This window comes from Sphingobacterium sp. UBA6645, assembly GCF_002455685.1.
GTDB classification, from domain to species: domain Bacteria; phylum Bacteroidota; class Bacteroidia; order Sphingobacteriales; family Sphingobacteriaceae; genus Sphingobacterium; species Sphingobacterium hotanense.
The window spans coordinates 60,152-83,426 of sequence record NZ_DKLH01000045.1; the positions used below are offsets into that span (position 1 = coordinate 60,152).

A 23,275-nucleotide genomic window follows, 5' to 3' on the forward strand; every position below is an offset into this window, starting at 1 on the left:
AATGTTATACGGAAATACAGATCAAATCGATATTACCCCTTCTTTAGGAACTTTGATCAATGGTGAATTTACAACAAGATATGCCAACAAAATAGCTGATCCTTTATTCGCCAAAGCGATTTATATGCACGACGGAAAGACGAAGTTGTTGATAATGGTCGTGGATATCTGTGTAATGAAGCGAGATTTCCTAGACAGCTTGAAAGCTGGCATTGAACAAAGTATCGGAGTTCCAGCGTCCAATCAATTAATTTCAAGTACGCATGCTCATTCCACAGGAAGTATAGCTGATCTTTTGATGGGGCATATCGACTTAGCTTATAGAAATCAATTGGCTGAAAAACTGTTGAAATTAGCAACCGCAGTTGTTCAGAAAGAACAAAAGATTAAAATTGCTTTCGGCAAAGTTCTTAAGCCTGATCACTTAACATCTAGAAGATATCGGATGAAAGATTCATATCAACCCTGGAATCCAGTCTTAAAAACCGTAGATGCTATAAAAACCAACCCTTTTGGACATGAATTGGAAATTATAGAACGAACTAGCATTCCTGATCCTGAAGTTTGTTTTATAGGAATCAAAAATGGATCTGACGAGTGGATTGGATTATTGGCTAATTATGGATTGCATTATGTCGGTGATTGTGAAAGAGGTACAATTACAGCAGATTATTTTGGCTATTTTTCCAATAAGATTGCTTCTCTACTTAATTCGAATGGCATAGTAAGCATGATGAGTAATGGAACCAGTGGGGAAGTAAATATTTGGGATTTCATAGATGGAGACAGATATCCAAAAAATTATCACGAAAAAAGTAAATATATAGGTGAAGATATCGCAGAAGCAGTTTTTACCTCAATTGATGCATTGAGTTGGGAAACCGAGGCAGATTTGGAAGTTCTATATCAGGAAATATCTTTAAATAAACGATTAATTTCTCCAGACTTATTGAAAGAATCTTATTCAATTCTAGCGAAAACGGATTATGAAGCTGTGGCATATACGGATAAAGATTTATATGAGAAAGTGTATGCCAGAGAGCAGGTATTATTGGAGTCAATTCCACAGCAAATCTTTTTTCCAGTCCAATGTTTCCGAATTGGAAAAGTATTATTTGGAGGATTAGGAGGAGAGTTTTTTAGTGCCTCAGGGAAAGCTTTAAAACAAGAAAGTGATTTCTATTTCAGTATCTGTCTGGCAAATGATTACGTGGGATATGTCCCGCCAGCAAATGAATTTATAAATGGAGGATATGAAACCTGGCGTTGTCGCAGTAGTTTTCTGGAAGAAAATGCAGAAGAAAAGGTAATAGCATGCATGGTTAGTATGATTAAAAAATTGAAAAGTAATGAGCGATAATTTTAAAGATACTTATCATATTAAAGATACTTCTAAACTAGCAAGTCCAAGCTTATTAGTCTATCCGGATATGGTGAAATCCAATTTGGAAAAAATCAAAAAACAAATAGATTTAAATCGATTCAGACCGCATATTAAAACAATCAAATCTAAAGAGTTGATTCAAATGCAATTGAATGTCGGAATCCGAAAATTTAAATGTGCTACTTTAAAAGAAAGCTCCTTATTACTAGAACTGGGCGTAAAAGATATCTTAATTGCGTATCCTTTGATTGCCTACCAAATGGAACAATTCCTAGATATGGTGAAACAAAATCCTGGAATTAAGTTACAATGCTTGGTTGATTCAATCTCGGCTGCACAATCTATGGATCAATTTGCTAAAGAACTGGAAATAATGGTGCCCGTCTACATAGATGTGAACTTGGGCATGGGAAGAACAGGTGTTATTATCCAAAATCTCGAGGATTTTTACGATGAATTATTGAATTTAAATAACTTAGACATAAAAGGTTTCCATGGTTATGATGGACATATCCGAGTAATAGATTTAGCTGATCGAACTAAAGTGGTAGAATCTTATTTTCAAGAGTTTCTAAAGGTGCTGAAAATTGTAGAAGAGAAAGCCAACGAAAAACTTATTTGTGCCTTTGGAGGTTCTAATACCTTTCCAATCTACATGAATTATCCGTTTGTAGAATGTAGTCCAGGCACCTTTATGCTTTGGGATTGGGGATATCACGAAAATCTACCCGAGCAATCTTTTGATTTTGCCGCTATTTTGTTTACAAGAATCATTTCTAAACCTACTATAAACCATATATGTCTTGATTTAGGATATAAATCCGTTGCATCGGAGAGTCCGATCGAACAACGTTTTCATTTTCCAGAGCATTCGAATTGGATTCCTAAATTCCAAAGCGAAGAACATTTGGTTCTGGAAGTTCCCGCTTCAGAATGGGAAGGTATTCAGGTGGGTCAAGAGTTATATGGTATTCCATATCATGTCTGTCCTACAGTGGCTTGGTATCCTTTTTATCAAGTAGTTGAACATCAAGAAGTCAAAAATACTTGGGCAATCGCCGGTCGGTATTAAACCCTAAAACCTTCTGAAATATTGTATCTATAATCTACATAAAAGTAGTAGAAGCGAGAGTGGCTTAGGTCTATCTTTGAGATAGTATCAATACTTAACAATCAATTTCCTAACAATTATGATTAAAAATTTAAAATTGAATTTAAGTAAATCAGGGAGCTATAAATTAGCTGTCGTGAATCGTAGCGGGTTGCTGAATCGGGCGGTATTGCTGTTGTTTTTCGTATGTTTTAATATCTTGGCATATGCCCAAACGACAGTGAGAGGAAAGGTAATAGATCAAGATAAGAATCCTTTTTCGGGCGTAACGATTACTGAAAAAGGAACTCAAAACGGAACATTTACCGCAGAAGATGGAACTTTTGCCCTCCAGGTAAGATCAAGTCAGAGTATATTGTTGATCAGTTCCGTTGGAAAGAAAAGCTTAGAAATCCCAGCAGATAGTCCTTTATTAACCTCTATTAGTTTGGAGAATGATGACACCAATATTGATGAAGTGTTGGTCGTAGGATATGGAACACAATCCAGAGAAACTTTAACAACGGCCATTTCTAAGCTTGATGAGAAGGTCTTAGAAAATGTAACCTTCGCGAATCCGGCTTCTGCCTTACAAGGAACGGTTTCTGGCGTACGCGTTCAAAGTACTTCAGGCCAGCCAGGAGCAGCTCCCCGTGTGATAATCCGTGGAGGAACGTCCATTAACAATCCGAATGGCGCAAGTCCGCTATATATAATCGATGGGGTTATTCGGTCGAATATGAATGATATCAACTCCGATGACATTGCCTCTATGCAGGTACTAAAAGATGCTGCTTCTACTTCCATTTATGGAGCAAGAGGATCTAATGGAGTAGTGATTATCACCACGAAATCGGGTGATTCTAATCGTACTAAAATAGAATATTCTTATAACCTTACTTCTTCAAAAGTTGGTCAATTGTACGAGTTGGCTTCTGCTAGGGATTACATCTATTATGCACGTGTGGGTGCTCAAATAGCGGAACGAAAAGTTCCAGGCTCGATCAATCAATTAACACAACCTATTGGTTTTGGTACAGGAAATGATTTGACCAACAATACAGGATTTACCACACAATATCTTACTGATGCTAATAAGCATAAATTGAACGAGGGGTGGCAATCAATGGAGGATCCAATTAATCCAGGTAAAACCATCATTTTCCAAGAAACCAATTGGCAGGATATCTTATTCCAAAACAGTACCACTAATGATCACCATCTATCGGTTTCGGGTGGCACAGATCGCGCGACGGTAAATGCGAGTATTGGTTATATGAAGAGTAATGGTATTGCGATTACGACCTTCTATGATCGTATTTCTGCAAACTTGAATTCTGATTTAAAGGTAAATGATAAATTGACTGTCAATGGAAAAATGATGTATAGCTATGCAACTAACAATTCGGTTTACAGTGATACAGAACTATTCTTCCGAGCAGCTGGTATGGCTCCGACAGCTAAATATACATTTGAGGATGGAACTTTAGCCCCTGGACAAGGTCGTAGCACTGGTAATCCTGTTTATTACTTAAACAAAAGAGACAATAAAAATGCCAATGAGAATTTAACGCTGGCACTTTCTGGAGATTGGAAACCTATAGAAGGATTAACTATTTCTCCGCATGTATCCCTATACAAAGTAGCTGGTGATAACTATTCCTTTATTCATTCCTATATGAATGGCGTGGGTAATATCAACACAACCCGACCTGCATCTTCTGGATACAATAAAACAATGCAAACCCAAGCCGACCTTATTGGTAATTATACCAAAAGCTATGGTAATCATGCTTTCGATGCCATGCTTGGTTTTTCATACTTCCGTAGATATGTATTTGGCTTGAGTGCGTCTGGTCAAGGAGCGGCAACTGATTTAATTCCAACTTTAAATGCCTCTTCTACTCCCGTATCAGTAGGAGGAAATGAGAGTTTATTTGCTATGGTAGGTTATTTCACCCGCTTAAATTATAATTATGCTCAAAAATACCTGCTTTCCTTAACTGCTAGGTACGATGGTGCTTCTAACTTAGGTACAAATTACCGATGGGGATTTTTCCCAGGAGTATCTTTGGGATGGAATGTACATAAGGAAGATTTCTTCCAAGTTACAAAACCTTATTTTTCCACATTCAAGTTGAGAGCAAGTTATGGGGTAAATGGTAACATCTCAGGATTATCTGATTTCCATGCGCAAGGATCTTATTCGGTGGGTAACCGTTATTTAGGTGAATCTGCAGTAACCAATACAGTTCTTGCTAACCCGAACCTAAAATGGGAACAGTCCAAAACATTAGATTTCGGGGTGGATTTAGGGTTTATGGATAACCGATTCAACATCTTATTCGATTACTACAATAGAAAAACGGATGATTTGATTACTAATTTAACACTTCCACCATCCACAGGTTTTTCCAGCATTTCAACTAACTTAGGTAGTCTTCAAAATAAAGGTATTGAAGTGGAACTAAACGCGGATATTCTACGCAGAACTTCGGAGTTAGCGTGGAATATAGGATTCAATATTACTACTACCAAAACTAAAATATTGAAATTACCAGATAACGGAGTTTTGAATAACCGTGTCGGTGGTGTATATGTTTGGGATAATGCTTCTGGCGGATATGTTTGGGGTGGAGGGTTACAAGAGGGTGGCCGCATAGGGGATTTTTATGGGTGGTTGCAAAATGGCATATACCGTACTGATTCAGAAGCTGCGAATGCCCCTGTCGATCTAACTATGCCTTTTGCAAATAAAACCAAATATGGCGGTGATGTAAATTATGCCGATTTGGATCGTAATGACACCTTAGATACACGCGATTTAGCTTATTTAGGAAATCCTTTTCCAACCATAACAGGAGGTCTTTCCACTTCCCTAAACTATAAAGGATTCTCTTTATATGCACGTTTGGATTACACAAAGGGGCATACCATCTACAATTATGCGAAAATCTTTTTAAGTGGGCATTGGGCCCAAAACTTAAACATCCCCCAGGAAATGGTTGAAATGGGTTGGAAGCAAGATGGAGATATTGCTGAACGTCCTCAATACATACCAGGTACAGCAAACTACAGTTACTGGAGAGGAAGTGCTTACCATTTATCTTCTACAAACTCCAAATTCTATGAAAAAGGAGACTATCTCGCGTTACGCGAAGTAACTTTGGCTTACCAATTTCCTTCAGCATGGACTGAACGTATTAAGTTAAACAATGTACGCGTGAATGTTACGGGAAGCAACTTATATTACTTCACAAAATATACAGGAATGAATCCTGAGGATGGCGGTACCGACCAAGGACGTTATCCAATCCCTCGAAATTTCTCTGTTGGACTGAAAGCAGCTTTTTAATCCCCACATTTAAATCAAAAAAGGTTATGAAAAAATCAATCTTAAAATTAGGTCTATTAGCAGCTGTTCTTTATTTTCAAACAGCTTGTAATACAGCTTTAGAATTAGATCCCACGAGTGTTATCACGAATGCTTCTTTCTGGAAAACGGAGGATGATGCAAAAGGAGGATTGACAAGTTTATATGTGAAACAACGTGCTCTAGCTAATATAAATTTATTCATTTGGGGGGAGGCTAGATCTGAAGTCATGGAGTGGGGAAAGGTCAGTGGTACCTTAGATTATGATCGTTACTACTTGAATACGTTAAGTAGTGTATCTGCAGGACCCTCTTGGCAATCTATTTATTCGGCAATCAATGATGCGAATTTAATCCTAAAATATGTACCCAATATTACGTTTTCTAACGAAACGGACAAGAATAATTTATTAGCTCAAACTTATGTCTCTCGAGCATTCCTGTATTTTGTTCTGGTAAGAACTTGGGGCGAAGTCCCGATCCGCACAGAACCAGTGGAAGGAGCTGAACCGGATGTAATTCAAAAGGTTAGGTCTTCTCAACAAGATGTATTCAAATTGATCAAGGAAGATTTGGAAAAAGCTAATTCGCTTTTTGCTAGTTATGGGTTCATCAAAAATAGAAACTATTGGTCTAAAGCGGGAACACAAGCACTAAAAGCGGATGTCTACCTATGGACCGCAAAAAGATTAAACGGTGGAAATGCAGATTTGCAAACTGCAATAACGGCCTGTGATGATGTGGCGAAAGCTGATGTATCTTTGTTAGCGAATTATGCTGACTTATTCAAGTACAGTAATAAGAATAACAAAGAAGTTATCATGGCCATTGGAAACAAAGAACTAGAGAGTAGTAACAATTATTTCTTTAACATGTATTCTGCTCGTTTACCGAATGAGATTGATCCAAACACTAACGAGGTAATTGGTCAAACTGCAGGGGGAATGGTGTGGACAGTAACTGATTTAGCAAAGAATCAATTTAAACCAGGTGATTTAAGGAAAGCTGCTTCGGTATTAGATTTGCCTGCTCCAGCTTTATATCCTACCTTAATTTTAAAAGGTCGAGGTACTTTGATCTCAGGAGTGCGTTATTACACCAGTGATTTCGTTATCTACCGTTATGCAGACGTACTATTGATGAAAGCTGAAGCGAAAAATGCATTAGGACAAGATCCATCTTTAGAAATTAACCAAATTCGACAACGCGCTTTCGGATCCGCATTTGATGCTAATAGGTTTGTCAATGGATCTAAGGCTCAGAATGATCAACTAATACTGCAAGAACGATTATTGGAATTGATGTTTGAGGGTAAGCGTTGGTGGGACTTACTCCGATTTAATAAGGCTTTCGATTTAGTGCCGACATTGGCAGGGAAATCTAGCCTGAAACATTTGGAATATTTCCCAATTTCGGAACAAGTATTAAGCTTAGAACCTTTGGTAAAACAAACAGTGGGTTATTAATAAATATTGATGAACATGAAAAGAAATAGCATAGTCGGAATGGCCTTAGCGCTCTTATTTTCAACGCAAATGAGTGTTGGGCAATCAAGTAAGGTAAAGAAAGTCAAAGATATGATTATCTATCAGGATAACTTTTTTTATTCCAGCTTTCCATCTATAGTTAAAACCAAAAACAACAATTTTCTGCTATCCTTTCGTAGAGCTCCAGAACGTAGGGCTTTCGGTGAGAAGGGAACAAACCATGTGGATCCCAACAGCTATCTAGTGAAATTAGAATCCAAAGATGGACAAAATTGGACCAAAGTCCCTAAGTTACTCTATTCTCACCCTTTTGGAGGATCACAAGACCCTTGCTTGTTGACACTGAAAGATGGAACCATACTATGTGCCAGTTACGGTTGGTCTTTCTTACGTGAGGATGGATTAAAAAACTTAAAGAAGCAGCATTTTCAATCCGGTGATGGAACGTTTTTGGGAGGATATATTGTCAGGTCAACAGATAACGGAAACACTTGGAGCGATCCTATATACCCACCTTCGATCGCTCAAGAAGTGAACTACGATATGTATGGAAATAAAGTTCCAGTATATAACCGAGGTGCCATGTACGAATCAAAAACAGGAAGAATATTCTGGGTAGTGGCAGCAACCGATAATGCAGAAACAAAGAAGACATCTAACTACTTGATGTATTCGGATGATAAAGGAAAGACTTGGAAATATATGTCCGTGGTGGCAGAAGATCCAAAGGTTTCCTTTAATGAAACATCCATTTATGAAACTCCAAAAGGTGATCTAGTCGCATTTCTACGTACTGCAGGCTATGACGATCAGGCTTGTATTGCTCGATCTACTGATGGGGGAAAGACCTTTGAATGGCAGAGCATGGGTTTCCAAGGGCATCCACTACAAGCCATACGATTACCGGATAATCGAGTATTTGTGGTATATGGATATAGACATCAACCATACGGAATACGCGCAAAAATTCTAAATGCTGAATGTACCGACTTCGCTACTGCCGAGGAAATTGTGATCCGTGAAGACGGCGGAGGTTGGGACATCGGTTACCCTTGGGCAGTCATGTTGAATAAGCACCAAATCTTGGTTACATATTATTTTAACATTAATAACGGAACCCGACATATCGCAGGAAGTCTGCTTGAGTTAACGAAATAAAGTGATTCTATCTAAACTCTATACTGGACTATCTCTTGGTGGTCTAGTATATTATTTTTAAATCAGAATCAAAATCGGATGAAGACAAAAATTACTTTTATCTTTCCTTTTATATTTGGATTTAGTTTTGTCAGTCAAGCGCAGCAAATTGATTCTCTGAAAAGGCCGGATATCTATCAGGCTCAGGTCGCCTTGCACCACTCTTTCAAGAAATCGAATAAAGATGCGGTTTTCTTAGGTAATAGCATTACTTTTTGGCAGAGTGGACGGAATTGGTTCCCGAAGAAAAGTACCTTAAAAATACAGGAATCCCAGGGGATAATTCCTTTGGCGTATTGGTGAGATTGGACGATATCCTAATTGGAAAACCAAAGATGCTTTTCCTCATGATTGGTATTAATGATTTAGCTCAGGGTATTCTTATTGAGATTCTCCTATGTAATATCAATCGAATCTGTAAAAAAACAAAACAAATTAGTCCTAAAACAACCTTGATCATTGAAAGTATCCTTCCAACAAATGAAAACTTTAAAAAACTGAATGGGCATTGTAAAGCGCAAGATCTACTACCAAAGATAAATTCGGAGCTAAAAATACTAGCAGAAAGACAACAAGTAAAGTATCTGAACCTTCATACGCACTTTGTAGATTCCCAAGGTCTATTAAAAGAAGAATTTAGTTGGAATGGAGTACACCTTACTCTAGCTGGTTATCAACAATGGGTTAAAGTGATAAAGGAAGATGGATACCTAAAGAAAAATAATCATGAAAAAGCTATTTAGACACTTACTGCTCGCAATAATGTGCATGCCAGTAATACTACAAGCGCAGAAAAATGTGGGTAGAAGCCAAGTGATTTCCAAAGGAGGAACCGCTGGAATATACCAAGCCTTCACTGATACTACGAAACTTAAAAACGGGGAGATTTTAAGTTTATTTTATGCAGGGCGGATCTCCTGTTACCTATCCGAGTGAGGCTTATCCAAAATCAGGGCGAATTTGTATAGTTCGATCCAAAGATAATGCAAAAACATGGTCCAAACCGATTACAATTTATGACGATGAGGCTGATAACAGAGATCCGCGCATCAGTCAAATGTCTGATGGAGCGATTGTGGTGACTTTTTTCAAAACACGCTTTGAGGATCTAATAGAAACCCTGTTAGCAACAGTATAACTACATGGGCACATTACACAGGTCAGCGCAGAGAAATAAAGAATGGGGGCATTCATTACATTTCATCCAAGGATAATGGTGAAAAATGGTCTGAATTAGTAACGCTGAACACAAGAGATTTTAATAATGCGTGTTCGGCATCTATGCGTGAACTATTTGATGGCACTTGGGTGTATCCAACCTATCATCAAGGGAACCATGGAGCATTTGGCTGCCTGTACTTCTCGAAGGATAAAGGAAAAACTTGATCTGATCCCATGTATGTTGGTCAAAGAGAAGGGAAATATCTACCTGCAGAAATGGATGTAATTCAATTAAAAAATGGGGACATATTAGCAGCTCTACGGGGAGATATCAATCGTGACCATAAAATGCATTTTACAGTATCTAAAGACCAAGGAAAGACTTGGGAGTAAAGTTTATTGCGCAGGTTATCAAGACCGCTGTCCACATGTTGCAAGATTATCCAACGGTGCTATTGTCTTAATTTATCGTGCTTTTACAGATGATTTGACCGCTGAATCAGGCTATACCGGATTGCGTATTTCATATGATGAGGGAAAAACTTGGCAAGGACCATATTTGATTGATAAATTCTGCGGCGCTTATGCCTCTACGGTAGAGCTGGCAGATAAAAGTTTATTAATTACTTATTATGAAGAAGGAAATCAAAGTGCTGTGCATGTAATTCGATCTAATGCTCCAAAACAGACTAATAAAACACGCAATTATGCTAATCCTGTGCCATTGAAAAGGCTTACTTTCTAATTTTTTATAATATGAGATTTTATCCGTTCAACATACTTATCGTGTTTATAGCTTCCTGTCAATCGAACCAAAATCATCCCGAAAACTTTATGGAAAATACTAAAATAGAAGAATTAAAAAACATCTTAAATACACAGGAAAAATGGGTAAAAGTTCATGCTGCAGAGTTTTTAATATGGGAGGACCATGAAATTGATTTCGTAAAAAAGGCTTATCTAAAAGAGGAAAAGCTTTTTGATTCTGTGCCTCAATATAGAATAGGAATTTGGCGAGTTCTCTATCAAGCTGCAATGAATAAAAATGATGAAGATAAGTACCTGCATAAGATCCAAGCAGCATTTCAATCAGGACCAGATAGTTTACATGCTTTAGAAACGTTGGCCAAATTAAAACAGCCCATTTCTCAATTAGAGCCTCAATTTGCCAATCAAGTTTTACATGCCGAGGATATCTCATCATTTGAAATCTATGGACTATGGAACTTATACCATGATACTAAAATCGATAATAATACAATCTTGGAGCAGCTCCTAAATATTTTGACTGATCAAAAACAATCGGATTTGAATAAAAACATTGTTGCCTACGTTCTTAGGTTCATTGAGATACCCAAAGATGTTCAGGAGGAAATACTTCAAATAGACCTAAACGGTCTATCGAAATCGGTTCAGGTGCAATTGTTGGCTACTATTCTGATTTCTTTTGATGTAGAAGGTCAGAAGTACGAATTCTATAAACAAAATCTGATGTCATTAGAACGTGAGCCTAATTTTTATTCTACAGCAATTCTAGCATTAGCAGATAAAGGTCTGCAAGAGAATGCGAATGAGATTGACAAGTATGCTGTTAGGCTAACAGATAGTACCGCTAGTACATATAGTCCTGACCATCATGCAACTGCAAATTATGCTTGGTTAAAATATCACAGATTGATCAAAAAATAATTTTCGATATGCTCTGCGTTGCTACCATTATCTGAAAGATAGTACTAGGATTAGGGTAATTTTCATTCATAAAATTTAGGTGCTACTTATAGATTTGAGTATATTAAAAACGCATTTACTATGCACCTAAATTAATATTGATGATGATTTATAAAAAGTCCTTTTATCCTTGGTTATTAGTTGCCATGCTTTGTGTGGTCGGCTGTTTAAACTACTTGGATAGAATGATGATAACAACGATGCGTAGCAGCATCTTGGAAGAAATTCCAATGACTGAAGCTCAGTTTGGTTTATTGACCTCTGTATTTCTTTGGATTTACGGTATAGCAAGTCCATTTGCAGGTTATCTAGCAGATAAGTTCAATCGAAGTAGGGTCATTATTGGAAGTTTATTAATATGGTCTTTAGTCACCTGGTTGACTTCTCATGCATCCAATTTTGAAGAATTATTATTGGCAAGGGCATTAATGGGTATCAGTGAAGCATGTTATATTCCTGCTGCCTTGGCCCTCATTGTTGAATATCATCCCGGAAACACCAAATCCACCGCTACAGGAATTCATATTGGCGGAGTATATATAGGTCAGAGTTTAGGATTCATTGGCGGTTGGATTGCCGAAACACATTCTTGGCATTATGCCTTTAGCATCTTTGGTATTATTGGAGTGGCTTATGCCTTTATCTTAATGTTTTTATTAAAAGATAAACGCAATGATCTCACAGATCCAGCAGCAGAAATTCCAACCAAACAATCAATCAACTTAGGTGAAGCTTTTAAGTCCCTTTTCAGCAATCGCGCTTTCAATTTGGTACTTTTTATATGGGGATTAGCAGGTGCAGTATCCTGGATGGTTAATGGCTGGCTTCCAACCTACTACAAGGAGAAATTCAACCTTAGCCAAACTGAAGCTGGGGTATATTCTACTGTTTATTTCTTTACTGCTATGTTATTAGGTGTCATCTTAGGAGGCGCCATGGCTGATCTTTGGGCAAAAAGGAACAAGAATGCAAGAATTCTATTACCTGCAATTGGTTTTCTAGTCGCTGTTCCAGGCGTTATTATAGCAAGTTATACCGATTTAGTTTGGGTAACAGTTATAGGTTTTATTCTTTATGCATTCACACGGCCATTTATTGATGCGAATATGATGCCAATATTAGAGCGTATGATTGATAAAAGATACCTCGCAACCGGTTATGGAATCTTAAATTTCTGTTCATGTATAATTGGTGGAATAGGGATATATGCCGCTGGCGTGCTAAGAGATGCTCAGGTTAATTTAAGTGCAATTTTCCAAGTTGCAGCATTAACAATGGTTGTCTGTGCGTTTGCCTTATTTAGTTTAGTTCCAAAATCGAGCAATAAAAGTTTAAAGATATGAGAAGAAGCAAAGTCCTTGAGAAACTTCGCCAAAAAGAAAAAGCAAGTTGTTTCAAAGTAAATCTAAAAGATGCGCAAGTAACAGAACTTGTTGCTAAGTGTGGGTTTGATTGTGTATGGGTCGATCAAGAGCATATTGGGCAAGACTGGTCTGTAATTTCATCGCATGTATGGGCCTCAAAATCTCAGGACGTAGATTTAATGGTTCGAGTGGCTAGAGGGAGTTATAGCGACTATATTCGTGCGCTAGAGCTCGATGCCACAGGTATCTTGGTTCCACATATCATGAGTCTACAGGATGCTAAAGATGTTGTTCATATGACCCGGTTTCATCCAATTGGTAGACGACCAATTGATGGAGGTAATGCAGACGGAGGATATACGATGGAGGATTTTAACACCTACCTTCAAGAAGCAAATGAACAACGTTTTATAGTTCTACAAATCGAAGATCCAGAGCCTTTGGAAGAATTAGAAGAAATTGCGCAACTTGAAGGATATGACATGTTATTTTTCGGTCCAGGTGATTTTAGTCAAGGAATTGGTACTCCTGGAGATTTCTCTAACCCTTTGATTGCTGAAACTCGGAAGCGAATCGCTGACGTAGCAAATAGATACGGAAAGTTTGCCGCTACTGTTGGAACGGTTGATAACTTGCAAGAGCTTCATGATATGGGTTATCATTTTGTCAGCGTCGGAGCGGATGTTGTAGGACTGAAGACCTATTGTCAATCCATCATACCGTTGTTTAATATGAACGATGAAAATAAACAGAATAGATCTTATTTAGAGAAAAACTGATGCAGTATAAATACCTAGGAAATACAGGATTAAAGGTTTCAGAAGTGGCATTTGGTGGCGTAGAAATAGGCATGCCCTATGGCTTGAAAATGTCTCAAGCCAAACATATGTTGCAGAAACAAGATGCAATAAAACTATTACATCATGCTTTAGACCAAGGAATCACTTTATTTGATACAGCTAGATTATATGGGGAATCTGAAAATATTATGGGTGAAGCTTTTCAGGGAATTCGACAGCAAATCGTCCTTGCATCTAAATGCAGACATTTTAGAAATCCCGATGGTACTTTGCCGGATAAATTCGCATTAAAGCATATCGTTAGACAATCTATTCACGAGTCTTTAAATGCTTTGAAAACTGATTACATCGATGTTTTTATGATGCATCATGCCGACTTGGAAATGCTTGAAATCGATGAAATTTATGAAATCTTTACGGTTTTACAGAAAGAAGGATTGATTCGATATCCTGGAATCTCGGTGTATGAAGTAGAGGAAACTAAACGGGCCTTGGATAAAGGCTTTTGGAAGGTGATTCAATTACCTTTCAACCTCATGGATCAAAAACAGGGAATACATTTTAAACAGGCGTATGAACAAGGTGTGGGAATTATAGGGCGTTCAGTATTGATGAGAGGCTTGTTAACCGATAAATCATTTCAATTACATCCTGAATTAAGGGCCGTACAGGATCATATACTCAAGTACAGGCAGTTATTTAATTCAGAAATAGATAATTTGGTCGCATTGGCTATGAAATTTGCAGCTTCTTTTCCTGAAATATCTTCAGTGTTGGTTGGATTCGATAAAATCGAATTCGTAGATCATGCCTTGGAGATATTTAATAGCAAGTATTTAAACGAAGAACAAGTTGCTTTAGCAAAATCATTGAGTTATCCAGATCAAGGATTCCTTAATCTAGCTCAATGGGATAACAACGGTTGGTTATGATAAAAATTGGCATGATTGGCATGAGTGTGGGAAATGCTCATCCTTATTCCTGGACAGCAATTATCAATGGACGTTTCAGTCGAAAAGAGATTGATAAGGCGGGATTTCCAGCTGTATCTGATTATCTTGAAGCTAATCAAAATACTTTAGGTATAGCAGGGGCAAAAATAACCCATATCTATTGCGATGATCAAGAAATTGCAAAAAGTATTGCTCGTTCTGGAGGAATTGAAACCGTTGTGCCGAGGATTGAGGATCTGATTGATCTGGTAGATGCTGTTATTTTAGGTAGAGATGATCCTGAAAATCACTTAAAAATGGCAAAACCATTTATGGATGCTAAAGTACCCATATTTATTGATAAACCATTATGTATTGATCTGGAAGAACTTAAGGTTTATGAAGCCTATATTAAACAGGGTGGATTTCTTATGTCTTGTTCGTCTATGCGCTATGCAGCAGAAGTGATGGCTGTGAAATCTAATATTAACAAATTGGGTCAAATACAATTGTTGACAATCGTTGGCAAGAAAGATTGGAAGAAATATGGAGTACACATGGTTGAAGCATGTATGAGCCTTTTGAATGACCCGAAACCTATATCTGTTCAATATTTAGGAAAGGAGAATTTTGATATTGTACAATTAAAAATCAGTCAAACATGCTATGCCAGTATTCATTTGATTGCGGATATCTCCGGAACATTCCAGATGAATGTATTTGGAACAAAAGATTGGGCACATATAGACATCCAAAATTCCTTTTCTATGTTTAAAGAGAATATCCTAGAGTTTATAAAAGGCTTGATGCAAACAAAACCTACTTTGGATTTTGATAAGACTAAAAATGTGATAAGAATTATTGCAGTAGCTTTAGAAAGCAAAGAGAAGGGGAATATTAAAATTGACTTATAGATTATGCACATCAATCAACTATTTGATTTATCTGGCCAAGTAGCAGTTGTTACAGGCGGGGCAGGAAATTATGGAAAATGTATCGTTGAAGCCTTATTGGAGGCCGGAGCTACTGTGCTGGTGACTAGCCGAAATGTGAAAAGAGCAAAATCCGAATTACAAATTCATTTTGGATATCAAGACAGATTAAACGTACTGCCTCTAGATCAAGAATTTCCTGATAGCGTCGATGCTTTCCTATTTAATTTAAAACAAGATTATCAGAAAATCGATATCTATATCAATAATGCAGTTGCTAGACCAATGAATGGCTATTCTGGAGATATAGAACAGTTTAGGCAGTCTATGGAAATCAATGCCACAGGAATGTTTCACCTTTTAAGAGGTCTTTCCGATTGGATGGCAGAGACCGGAGGTGGTTCTGTTATCAACATTGCTTCAATGATGGGGATGAAGGGGCCAGATTATTCAAATTACAAAGGAACTTTGATGGGAGATTTACCACCGGATTACTTCTTCCACAATGCAGGATTAATCAATCTGAATAAGTTTATGTGTAAGAAATTTGCTGGTCAGAAAGTGCGCTTCAACTGTATCTCTCCAGGTGGACTATTCAATAACCAAAATGAGAAATTCTTGGAAAATTATTGTGAGAAAGTCCCGTTAGGTAGAATGGCGAACCATGATGACATAAAAGGCCTAATCGTTCTTCTAGCTTCTAATGCCGGTGCATACATTAACGGGGAAAATATTCTGATGGATGGGGGGCTCAATGCCTAGAGCCCAATCCTTAATTAACATCTACTGTTCTTTTGAATTCAGAAGGTGACATTCCTTTAATTTTCTTAAACTGACGATTAAAATTAGCAATACTATTAAATCCACAGATATAGGCTGCCTCTAGAATGGATTTGTCATCTTCGGAAATTAATTTACAAAAATGACCGATTCGAATTTGAGTTACATACTCCACAAAAGTCATTCGGTATTGTTCCTTAAAGAAGTTGCAAAATGTTGTGGTTGCCATGTTAGCCTCATCTGCTACTTCTTTTAAGGTAATTGGTTTATGATAATTCCTTAAAATATAGTTATTAATTCTGCTGTGTCTACTATTTACTGAAGTTTTATTCGTGTTAAAATTCGGACTTGCTAACAGATCATAATCTCTCATTGAACATATAATATCAAAAATCTCAAAGATCGAAGCCAAACGCTTTAATCCACTTTCAAAAATCATATTATTCATAATATCTGCAATGGACTTACTTTCTTTCCCTTTGATATGTATGCCACGCGAAGATAAGTTCAAAATTTCAATCAAAGAAGAAAATTCTGGAATACGGAATATATCCTGTCCTATAAAATCCGAAGTGAAATGAATCACTGTTGCATCCGCTGCTTCGTGATGTTTGTTCTCTAAATAGATATTATCATTTACCCAAACATGTGGTAATTCTGGCCCCATCAAGACCAAATCTCCTGCTTCAAAATATCCTATATGGTCGCCAACCATGCGCTTGCCAGTACTGCGATTTACCAGGACAAATTCGAATTCAGGATGATAATGCCACGGACATGGAAAATGGGAGCCTTTTTCATTGAATACAATAAATGATTTATCGAACTCTTTTGGAAGTCTAAATTCTATGGCTTTCATAATCGGGATATATGGTTATACTAATTTACGTTAATTTACCCTTGAATATCAAGAGTAACAGTCTAATTCTGAAAAATAGTATTAGGCTTAAATAGAAAAAGATAATTTTCAACCTATTTTTCACGCGCTAAGCGTTGAATATTTATGCCCAGATGAAATAGTAAAATATAGCCAAGCAATTAATATCGATGTGCAGAAAAAGAGGGATAAGTGAACTTTGAAAAATTGACCGTTTTAAGCTCAAAAGGATTCTATTTTTCACTTATTACAAAACTTAGTAGCTTGTAAAAAGCTGTTGTTCAATTCGGTTCGAGATTAAAACTTTACTTTTCTAATCTACCGCAACAGCAAAGCTGCGGATCGATTGCGGTCATTGTAAAACAACAGCGTAATCAAACAGAAGAAAAGAAGTGTGAAAACTTTGATAAATAATGGGTTTATTTACTTTGGAGCAAAGTAATTGAATCTTATTGAATATTCTGGTCATGTTGACCCCTTTCTGACAATATTGACCCCGTGATTTTTGGTTTACAGGATTGCCTACAAATGGCCTGTAAGATCTTTCTAGGACTAATGATTAAATCTGTAAAGATTTTTTTGGAGGAGACAAGTTCTTCCGCATTATTTTGCATATAGTCATTCTGTTCGGAAGCTTTGCAAGAGATGATTGGTTAACGACTAATATATTGACGATGGAGTTATGTGCTCTTACAGAAGTGATTTTGGTTCTTTAGTGGTAACGAAGGGAGTTAGACTTAAAGAGTTTGATATTAGAAATAGAATTGAAAATAGGATCCGATCCTATAGACATCAGATTAATCCATTAATGCATGAGTTAGGAACGGTTTCTTTGAAGTGGAGAAAGATACCAAAAGTTCTGTCCGCGTACGAAATTTGGCTGGTACCCAATAGATGCTAGATAGCTTACGATATCAATGTTCTTAGTTTTTTCCAATCGATCCTGTTCCTATTAGGCACCATAGTAAATCTTTAATTCTCTATCATTTGGTTACTTATTAGTAGAAGTAACTGAAGAACTCTTAGAAAGGAAATACCGCATCCAAAAAGAGGCGAAAGGTGACCTATTATCGGTCAGACGATTTATTTTAGAGACGCTGTATGGGGATGGTTTTAAAGAGTGTCCGAAAACAAAACTTTCGGTAAACGTAGATGAATTAATATTGAACCAATATAATACACGGAATTATGTGAGGTCTGGTTATAAAACCGCTGAAAATTGAATGGTTTTATAAGAGACGGGTGGCGCTTCGAGTTGTTTTAAAGGTGTAAGCGCTGAGGGAAGAAAAGCGGCTAGAAAGGAACGCAGTAGTGCAGATTGCTTGTCTCAGCTTCTTCCTCTCAACAAGGGATTCTTCTGTAGGCTCTAAAGTACTTCGATTTTGATTTAATGTTTGAAGCATCGTTAATTCCTTATGTTTTAACGGTTGTAATTCATTATCAGAATATATGTCGTACTATTACATAGGTTTTTAATGTGGGCATTCCAAATTTTCTTGTATCTCTCGATATTATTTCATTTCTCCCATTTTAAACTTCTTTAAGAGCGTATTATATTTTGCCACAGAATTAAGTTTAGTGTTCGGAAATCTCAACTTAGAAAAGGTGCCGAGATCAACCCCTAATGCAAGTTCGATTTTAGTAATTTCATCTATTTTGATAGTTTTATCTTCTTTCGTGATTATGTATTTTATTCTTGCAAGATCGATCCCCGTTGCGTGACTTAGTTCTTTTCTAGAAATTAATTCTACCGAAAATTTCTTCGTTAGAATTTCTCCTAACACCGTAAGATTTTTCGATGGTTGAATTTGTCTTACCTCTCTAAAATACTTGTCTCCAAATATTCGTAATAGGAACGAACTATGATTTTCGTTGAAAAGCAGTTTGAGTTTTAAAAATTGGTCAACTCTTAGGCTTTCTTGTTTTTGATTGCTCATATTGCTTATCACAGAGGTTGAGATCCCCGTCCAAGCTGATATTTGTCGATCACTAAATTCAGAATTGTTGATAATAAAAGCTAAATTTTCTTTCCAACACATAAAATAAAAAAAATTTCAATTTTTCGATTTTGATAATTCGAAAATTATTTTTATACTTGTAAAGTATTAAACGCGAACATTTTGAGTTAATCTTTTGGGTTTGCTCGTAACGATGTTTCTCGCTCACGTTCCGCCAGAATTAACCCGCGAGTGACCTCGAGTTCGCCTATCAACTGGATTTCTCATATATTTATAATATAAATCCAGTGGGCGACCTCTTGATAAACTTGAGGGTTCCTAAGTGTCCAAGCTTAGGCGGTCTGGCGGCTGTAAAGTGATCAAGCAGAAAGAGGTTCGTCAAACTGGAGAAAATTCCTGAAGCCTCTCTCTAAAGCTTGCGAGTTCTTCGTTCAAATAAATAAACTTATATTAGAATGAATGTACTAGCCGCATCGCCAGATACTCAGCTCAAGGAGCGCGGTAGCTGTTTATCCAAAAAATTATTGTATAAGAACGTGTATTGTTCGCCCGAATAAACATCGGTCAACATAGCAAGGGGACGGGCATATAGCTATTTGCTATTGCCCAACACCTTGCAGCCAGCTACTTTCTTTGTAAAAAAAGACATGGAAATCCTTCTAACAAAGATTTAAATAGTCGCTGATTTTACTTTTCCATCTTAAATCTAAGCTATTTTTTTCATTGTGTCAAGGCATATCTCATGGTTTTGAACTCTTCAGTACGTTCAGGTAGCTGGTCACGTTCTTGTTTCACTCTTACATCGCTCGATGTAGTAATGTTAACATTCTTCATTAGAGCGTATTTTGACCAGTTATAATCGAGTGCTAAGAGCTCTGCCTAGTGCACTCACAAATTTTTTGACCGATGAAAAACTATAATCTATTTTATTATGGACAGGTGCGACCTTCCTTGGAATTGCTGTTAGAGCCTCGCAGGAGGTGTCTAAGGAGCATATCTATTTTTTTATTTTGTTGTTTCAATTGTTTCATTAGTGGTCAAGTAGTTGCCCAAACGCCCCAAACCCCAGGGGCGAGGGGCGGCCTTGTACTTCGTGGAGTTATCCGATCTGGGCTGGACAGCACCTTTTTATATCAGGCCACTATTACAGTAGATGGAAAATCTACCCAGACAAACCAAAATGGCGAATTCGTGCTCCAAGCGCCTATCGGCAGCAAATCATTTCAAGTACGTTATATGGGGTATCGCGATACCTTAGTGGAGGTTAACTTCAATAACGCTGAAATTTATTTACAACCACTTTCCCATATCATCCGAGAAATCGAGGTTGTAAGTACAGGTTATCAGCGAGTTCATCCAGAGCGGCTAGTAGGGAGTGCGGTACAGGTCGATAGCGAATTGCTGAGACGTAGGGTTAGCACTGACGTTTTAAGCCAAATTGAAGATGTCGTGCCCGGATTAATCTTCAATCGGAATAATCCTGTCTCCGGTGCACCAACTAGCGCAAGTAGTATAAGTATACGGGGCCAGAGTACTATCATGGGCAACGCCGATCCCCTGATCGTGATCGATAATTTTCCCTACGAGGGCGATATACGGGATATAAATCCGAACGATGTGGAGTCGGTTTCAGTTTTAAAGGATGCTTCCGCTGCCTCAATTTGGGGAACCCGGGCTGGTAACGGAGTAATTGTCATCACAACGAAAAAGGGTTCTTATGCGAAGGCACCAAAAATATCTTTTTTTACAAATGGGACACTTGGCGCTAAACCGGACCTTTTTTATCAACCTCGAATGAGCACCTCCGATTTTATTGATGTGGAAAGAATGCTATTCTCTAAAGGATATTATGCGGCGGCGGAATATTCGCTTACCAACGAGGCATTAACACCTGTTGTTGAACTACTCATTGCCGAGAGGGACGGACTAATATCGAGCGATGAGGCTACACGTAGGATAAATGATTATAAGCAAATAGACTATAGAAACCAAGTTGTAGAGTATTTCTACCGACCTTCGCGCAATATACAGTCAGCCCTTAATATTACAGGCGGCAGCAATCACTTACGGTACTTTTTATCTGGTGGGTTTGATAACAATCAGCACAGTTTAATAAATACAGGTTTTAGGCGTGTCTCTCTAAACGCCAATCAGACCCTCAGTCTGTTGAGTAACCGCTTAGAAATAGGCTCTGCGATTTATTTCGCTCAAACCAATGAGCCCCTTTCCACAATGGGTTTTAATGAAGGGTGGAATACTCCATACTATCCTTATGCGAGATTTGTAGACGATGAGGGAAACGCTTTGCCCGTAACGCATGGTTTCCGCAAGGGATTTATTGAACAAGCAGAGAACAGCGGACTTATGAGCTGGCAATACATACCTTTAGAAGAACTTGAGCACGTCGATCATTTCAAATCAGGAAGGAATTATAGAATTAATATTAACACCGATTTTAAACTGACAAAATATTTGTCAGCAAGTATGTTCTATCACTATAGTGGTGCTGAAACGCTGGAACGTCAGCATCAAAGTTCGAAGACGTACTATACCCGTAATCTTATAAACAGCTTTACAGAGATCGGAGGTGGTGAAAAACTAATTTATAACCTTCCGCCAGGAGGAATCCTCGATCTGACGACCGGTGCGCTAACCAATCAGAACCTGAGAGCCCAAATTAATATTAATAAACACTGGTCTAATTCCCATCGTCTGGAGGGAATCGCCGGATATGAATTTCGAAATCAGCACTCCCTAGAAAACAAAGTACGTCGATACGGATATAATAACGATCTAGGGACATTTTCGCCAGTGAGCTATTTAATTCCCTATCCACAGTATTATTCTATATTCGGCGCAACGGCAACGATTCCTTTTGCCGATTTTGAACGGGAATTGGTCGATAGGTTCCGTTCATTTTATAGCAACTTTACCTATACTCTTCAAGATAAATATATTCTGAACGCTAGTGCCCGACTGGATCAGAGCAATATTTTTGGTGTCAACACAAATGCAAAGGGGGTACCACTCTATTCCATTGGATTGGGATGGAATATACATAGAGAGCGATTCTTTAATGATCGTCTATTCTCGACATTGAAACTTAGACTTAGCTACGGTTATAATGGGAACGTATATAAAGATATCTCTTCGATGACTACCGCAAGGGCTGAAACATACTATTCATACCCAATTAATTCTGGTCTCCCTTATTCAGAGATCGTGAATCCCCCATATCCTGACCTTCGTTGGGAAAAAGTAGGAGTTGCCAATGTGGGGATTGATTTTATACTCAAAAACCAACGAATAAAAGGCACATTGGATATATTCCAGAAAAAGGGCGTGGATTTAATCGGACCTATGTTTATGGACCCTACAACCGGCGTTACTTCGTTTACGAGTAATAATGCCAGTACTCAAAGCTTTGGAGCTGATCTATCTCTTACCACCAAAAATCTTCTTGGAGAGTTGCAGTGGCAAACCGATTTGTTACTAAGCCATTTCAGAGATAAGGTGCTGAACTATCAGTTTATGTCTCAGGAGAATGGCTTTGTTAACGTCGGTTATCCCATTGAAGGGAAACCTCTCTACGCCTTGCATAGTTACGCTTGGGCAGGTTTGAACCCCCAAACGGGCAAACCGATCGGAATATTGAACGGAGAACCAACGGAAAACTACCTGCAGATTATTAATAGCAGTAAAGCTAGCGACCTAATCTATAATGGCTCATTGAGACCAACGTGGTTCGGCTCGATTCGTAACTCATTCCGTTGGCGAGATTTTGCGATCTCTGCAAATATCACCTATCGCTTGGCATACTCATTCCGAAAGAACTCCGTAAATTACAACCGAGTACTTCGAGCAATGGGCGGTCATGGAGATTACGCGCTTCGCTGGCAACGACCTGGCGATGAAGCGCATACTTTTGTCCCATCATTACCAGAAATGGAGGGAGATCCCTCCACAACCTTTTATCTGTCTTCAGATGTATTGTCCAGGCCCGCTGATCATATTCGTTTCCAAGACGTAAGAATTGATTATAACTTGAATAAGGAAAAATGCGTGGCCCTACCGTTTAACAATATCGGCATCTATTTATACGCCAACAACTTGGGGGTAATTTGGGCGGCAAATCAAGAGGGAATCGATCCAGATTTCCAGACTCAACCATTACCCAAAACCATATCTCTAGGAATAAACTTGAATTTCTAA

Annotated in this window: 18 protein-coding genes; 16 read left to right on the forward strand and 2 right to left on the reverse strand. The window is 37.9% G+C overall.

All coding sequences use genetic code 11. The features are described from left to right. Window position 1 precedes the first annotated feature (1 nt). From B2400_RS07605 to B2400_RS07675, 15 genes are all read left to right on the forward strand, one after another. Window positions 2–1,360: a hypothetical protein gene (locus tag B2400_RS07605; protein WP_293932292.1), complete on the forward strand. Its 1,359-nt coding sequence runs from the start codon at window positions 2–4 to the stop codon at window positions 1,358–1,360. Then, window positions 1,350–2,456, forward strand: coding sequence for an alanine racemase (locus tag B2400_RS07610; protein WP_293932294.1), 1,107 nt, complete (start codon window positions 1,350–1,352; stop codon window positions 2,454–2,456). Before B2400_RS07605 ends, B2400_RS07610 begins: the two co-directional genes overlap by 11 nt. A 118-nt stretch (window positions 2,457–2,574) precedes the next feature. Then, complete coding sequence (locus B2400_RS07615; RefSeq protein ID WP_293932296.1) at window positions 2,575–5,829, forward strand: SusC/RagA family TonB-linked outer membrane protein; 3,255 nt, start codon at window positions 2,575–2,577, stop codon at window positions 5,827–5,829. Window positions 5,830–5,855: 26 nt separating this feature from the next. Next, window positions 5,856–7,313: a RagB/SusD family nutrient uptake outer membrane protein gene (locus B2400_RS07620; RefSeq protein ID WP_293932298.1), complete on the forward strand. Its 1,458-nt coding sequence runs from the start codon at window positions 5,856–5,858 to the stop codon at window positions 7,311–7,313. Between the two features lie 15 nt (window positions 7,314–7,328). Beyond that, window positions 7,329–8,492, forward strand: a complete 1,164-nt coding sequence (locus tag B2400_RS07625) for a sialidase family protein (protein ID WP_260039677.1) — start codon at window positions 7,329–7,331, stop codon at window positions 8,490–8,492. A gap of 78 nt (window positions 8,493–8,570) precedes the next feature. Then, complete coding sequence (locus B2400_RS07630; RefSeq protein ID WP_293932765.1) at window positions 8,571–8,834, forward strand: hypothetical protein; 264 nt, start codon at window positions 8,571–8,573, stop codon at window positions 8,832–8,834. After that, complete coding sequence (locus tag B2400_RS07635) at window positions 8,765–9,274, forward strand: GDSL-type esterase/lipase family protein (protein ID WP_349681679.1); 510 nt, start codon at window positions 8,765–8,767, stop codon at window positions 9,272–9,274. Before B2400_RS07630 ends, B2400_RS07635 begins: the two co-directional genes overlap by 70 nt. A 158-nt stretch (window positions 9,275–9,432) precedes the next feature. Continuing rightward, the gene (locus tag B2400_RS07640) at window positions 9,433–9,669 is read left to right on the forward strand and encodes a sialidase family protein (RefSeq protein ID WP_293932301.1); all 237 of its coding nucleotides are present in this window, start codon (window positions 9,433–9,435) and stop codon (window positions 9,667–9,669) included. Window positions 9,670–10,029: 360 nt separating this feature from the next. Then, entirely contained in the window at window positions 10,030–10,437 is a 408-nt protein-coding gene (locus B2400_RS07645; protein ID WP_293932303.1) for a sialidase family protein, read from the forward strand. Between the two features lie 89 nt (window positions 10,438–10,526). Beyond that, window positions 10,527–11,381: a hypothetical protein gene (locus B2400_RS07650; protein WP_293932305.1), complete on the forward strand. Its 855-nt coding sequence runs from the start codon at window positions 10,527–10,529 to the stop codon at window positions 11,379–11,381. 140 nt (window positions 11,382–11,521) lie between these two features. After that, window positions 11,522–12,763, forward strand: a complete 1,242-nt coding sequence (locus B2400_RS07655; RefSeq protein ID WP_293932307.1) for an MFS transporter — start codon at window positions 11,522–11,524, stop codon at window positions 12,761–12,763. Then, a complete protein-coding gene (locus B2400_RS07660) occupies window positions 12,760–13,563 on the forward strand; it encodes an HpcH/HpaI aldolase family protein (RefSeq protein WP_293932309.1) in 804 nt (267 codons plus the stop codon). Before B2400_RS07655 ends, B2400_RS07660 begins: the two co-directional genes overlap by 4 nt. Continuing rightward, window positions 13,563–14,516 (forward strand): aldo/keto reductase, encoded by a 954-nt coding sequence (locus B2400_RS07665; protein ID WP_293932311.1) that lies wholly within the window; start codon window positions 13,563–13,565, stop codon window positions 14,514–14,516. The genes B2400_RS07660 and B2400_RS07665 overlap by 1 nt, the downstream gene beginning before the upstream one ends. Beyond that, window positions 14,513–15,430 carry a Gfo/Idh/MocA family oxidoreductase gene (locus B2400_RS07670; protein ID WP_293932313.1) on the forward strand — a complete coding sequence of 306 codons (918 nt, stop codon included), beginning with the start codon at window positions 14,513–14,515 and terminating at the stop codon, window positions 15,428–15,430. Before B2400_RS07665 ends, B2400_RS07670 begins: the two co-directional genes overlap by 4 nt. A 3-nt stretch (window positions 15,431–15,433) precedes the next feature. Continuing rightward, window positions 15,434–16,210, forward strand: a complete 777-nt coding sequence (locus B2400_RS07675; RefSeq protein WP_293932315.1) for an SDR family oxidoreductase — start codon at window positions 15,434–15,436, stop codon at window positions 16,208–16,210. 10 nt (window positions 16,211–16,220) lie between these two features. Here B2400_RS07675 and B2400_RS07680 read toward each other — a convergent pair whose 3' ends face one another. Beyond that, window positions 16,221–17,087 carry an AraC family transcriptional regulator gene (locus B2400_RS07680; protein ID WP_293932317.1) on the reverse strand — a complete coding sequence of 289 codons (867 nt, stop codon included), beginning with the start codon at window positions 17,085–17,087 and terminating at the stop codon, window positions 16,221–16,223. Between the two features lie 1,529 nt (window positions 17,088–18,616). Further along, a complete protein-coding gene (locus B2400_RS07685; protein ID WP_293932319.1) occupies window positions 18,617–19,042 on the reverse strand; it encodes a hypothetical protein in 426 nt (141 codons plus the stop codon). Window positions 19,043–19,969: 927 nt separating this feature from the next. Between B2400_RS07685 and B2400_RS07690 the strand changes: the two genes are divergently transcribed. Then, the gene (locus B2400_RS07690) at window positions 19,970–23,275 is read left to right on the forward strand and encodes a SusC/RagA family TonB-linked outer membrane protein (RefSeq protein ID WP_293932321.1); all 3,306 of its coding nucleotides are present in this window, start codon (window positions 19,970–19,972) and stop codon (window positions 23,273–23,275) included.

Coding starts and splice junctions, on each gene's coding strand:
- B2400_RS07605 (WP_293932292.1), top strand. CDS start 2: ATGTTATACGGAAATACAGATCAAATCGATATTACCCCTTCTTTAGGA.
- B2400_RS07615 (WP_293932296.1), top strand. CDS start 2,575: ATGATTAAAAATTTAAAATTGAATTTAAGTAAATCAGGGAGCTATAAA.
- B2400_RS07625 (WP_260039677.1), top strand. CDS start 7,329: ATGAAAAGAAATAGCATAGTCGGAATGGCCTTAGCGCTCTTATTTTCA.
- B2400_RS07660 (WP_293932309.1), top strand. CDS start 12,760: ATGAGAAGAAGCAAAGTCCTTGAGAAACTTCGCCAAAAAGAAAAAGCA.
- B2400_RS07620 (WP_293932298.1), top strand. CDS start 5,856: ATGAAAAAATCAATCTTAAAATTAGGTCTATTAGCAGCTGTTCTTTAT.
- B2400_RS07685 (WP_293932319.1), bottom strand. CDS start 19,042: ATGAGCAATCAAAAACAAGAAAGCCTAAGAGTTGACCAATTTTTAAAA.
- B2400_RS07680 (WP_293932317.1), bottom strand. CDS start 17,087: ATGAAAGCCATAGAATTTAGACTTCCAAAAGAGTTCGATAAATCATTT.
- B2400_RS07665 (WP_293932311.1), top strand. CDS start 13,563: ATGCAGTATAAATACCTAGGAAATACAGGATTAAAGGTTTCAGAAGTG.
- B2400_RS07655 (WP_293932307.1), top strand. CDS start 11,522: ATGATGATTTATAAAAAGTCCTTTTATCCTTGGTTATTAGTTGCCATG.
- B2400_RS07640 (WP_293932301.1), top strand. CDS start 9,433: ATGCAGGGCGGATCTCCTGTTACCTATCCGAGTGAGGCTTATCCAAAA.
- B2400_RS07670 (WP_293932313.1), top strand. CDS start 14,513: ATGATAAAAATTGGCATGATTGGCATGAGTGTGGGAAATGCTCATCCT.
- B2400_RS07690 (WP_293932321.1), top strand. CDS start 19,970: ATGAAAAACTATAATCTATTTTATTATGGACAGGTGCGACCTTCCTTG.
- B2400_RS07610 (WP_293932294.1), top strand. CDS start 1,350: ATGAGCGATAATTTTAAAGATACTTATCATATTAAAGATACTTCTAAA.
- B2400_RS07675 (WP_293932315.1), top strand. CDS start 15,434: ATGCACATCAATCAACTATTTGATTTATCTGGCCAAGTAGCAGTTGTT.
- B2400_RS07630 (WP_293932765.1), top strand. CDS start 8,571: ATGAAGACAAAAATTACTTTTATCTTTCCTTTTATATTTGGATTTAGT.
- B2400_RS07650 (WP_293932305.1), top strand. CDS start 10,527: ATGGAAAATACTAAAATAGAAGAATTAAAAAACATCTTAAATACACAG.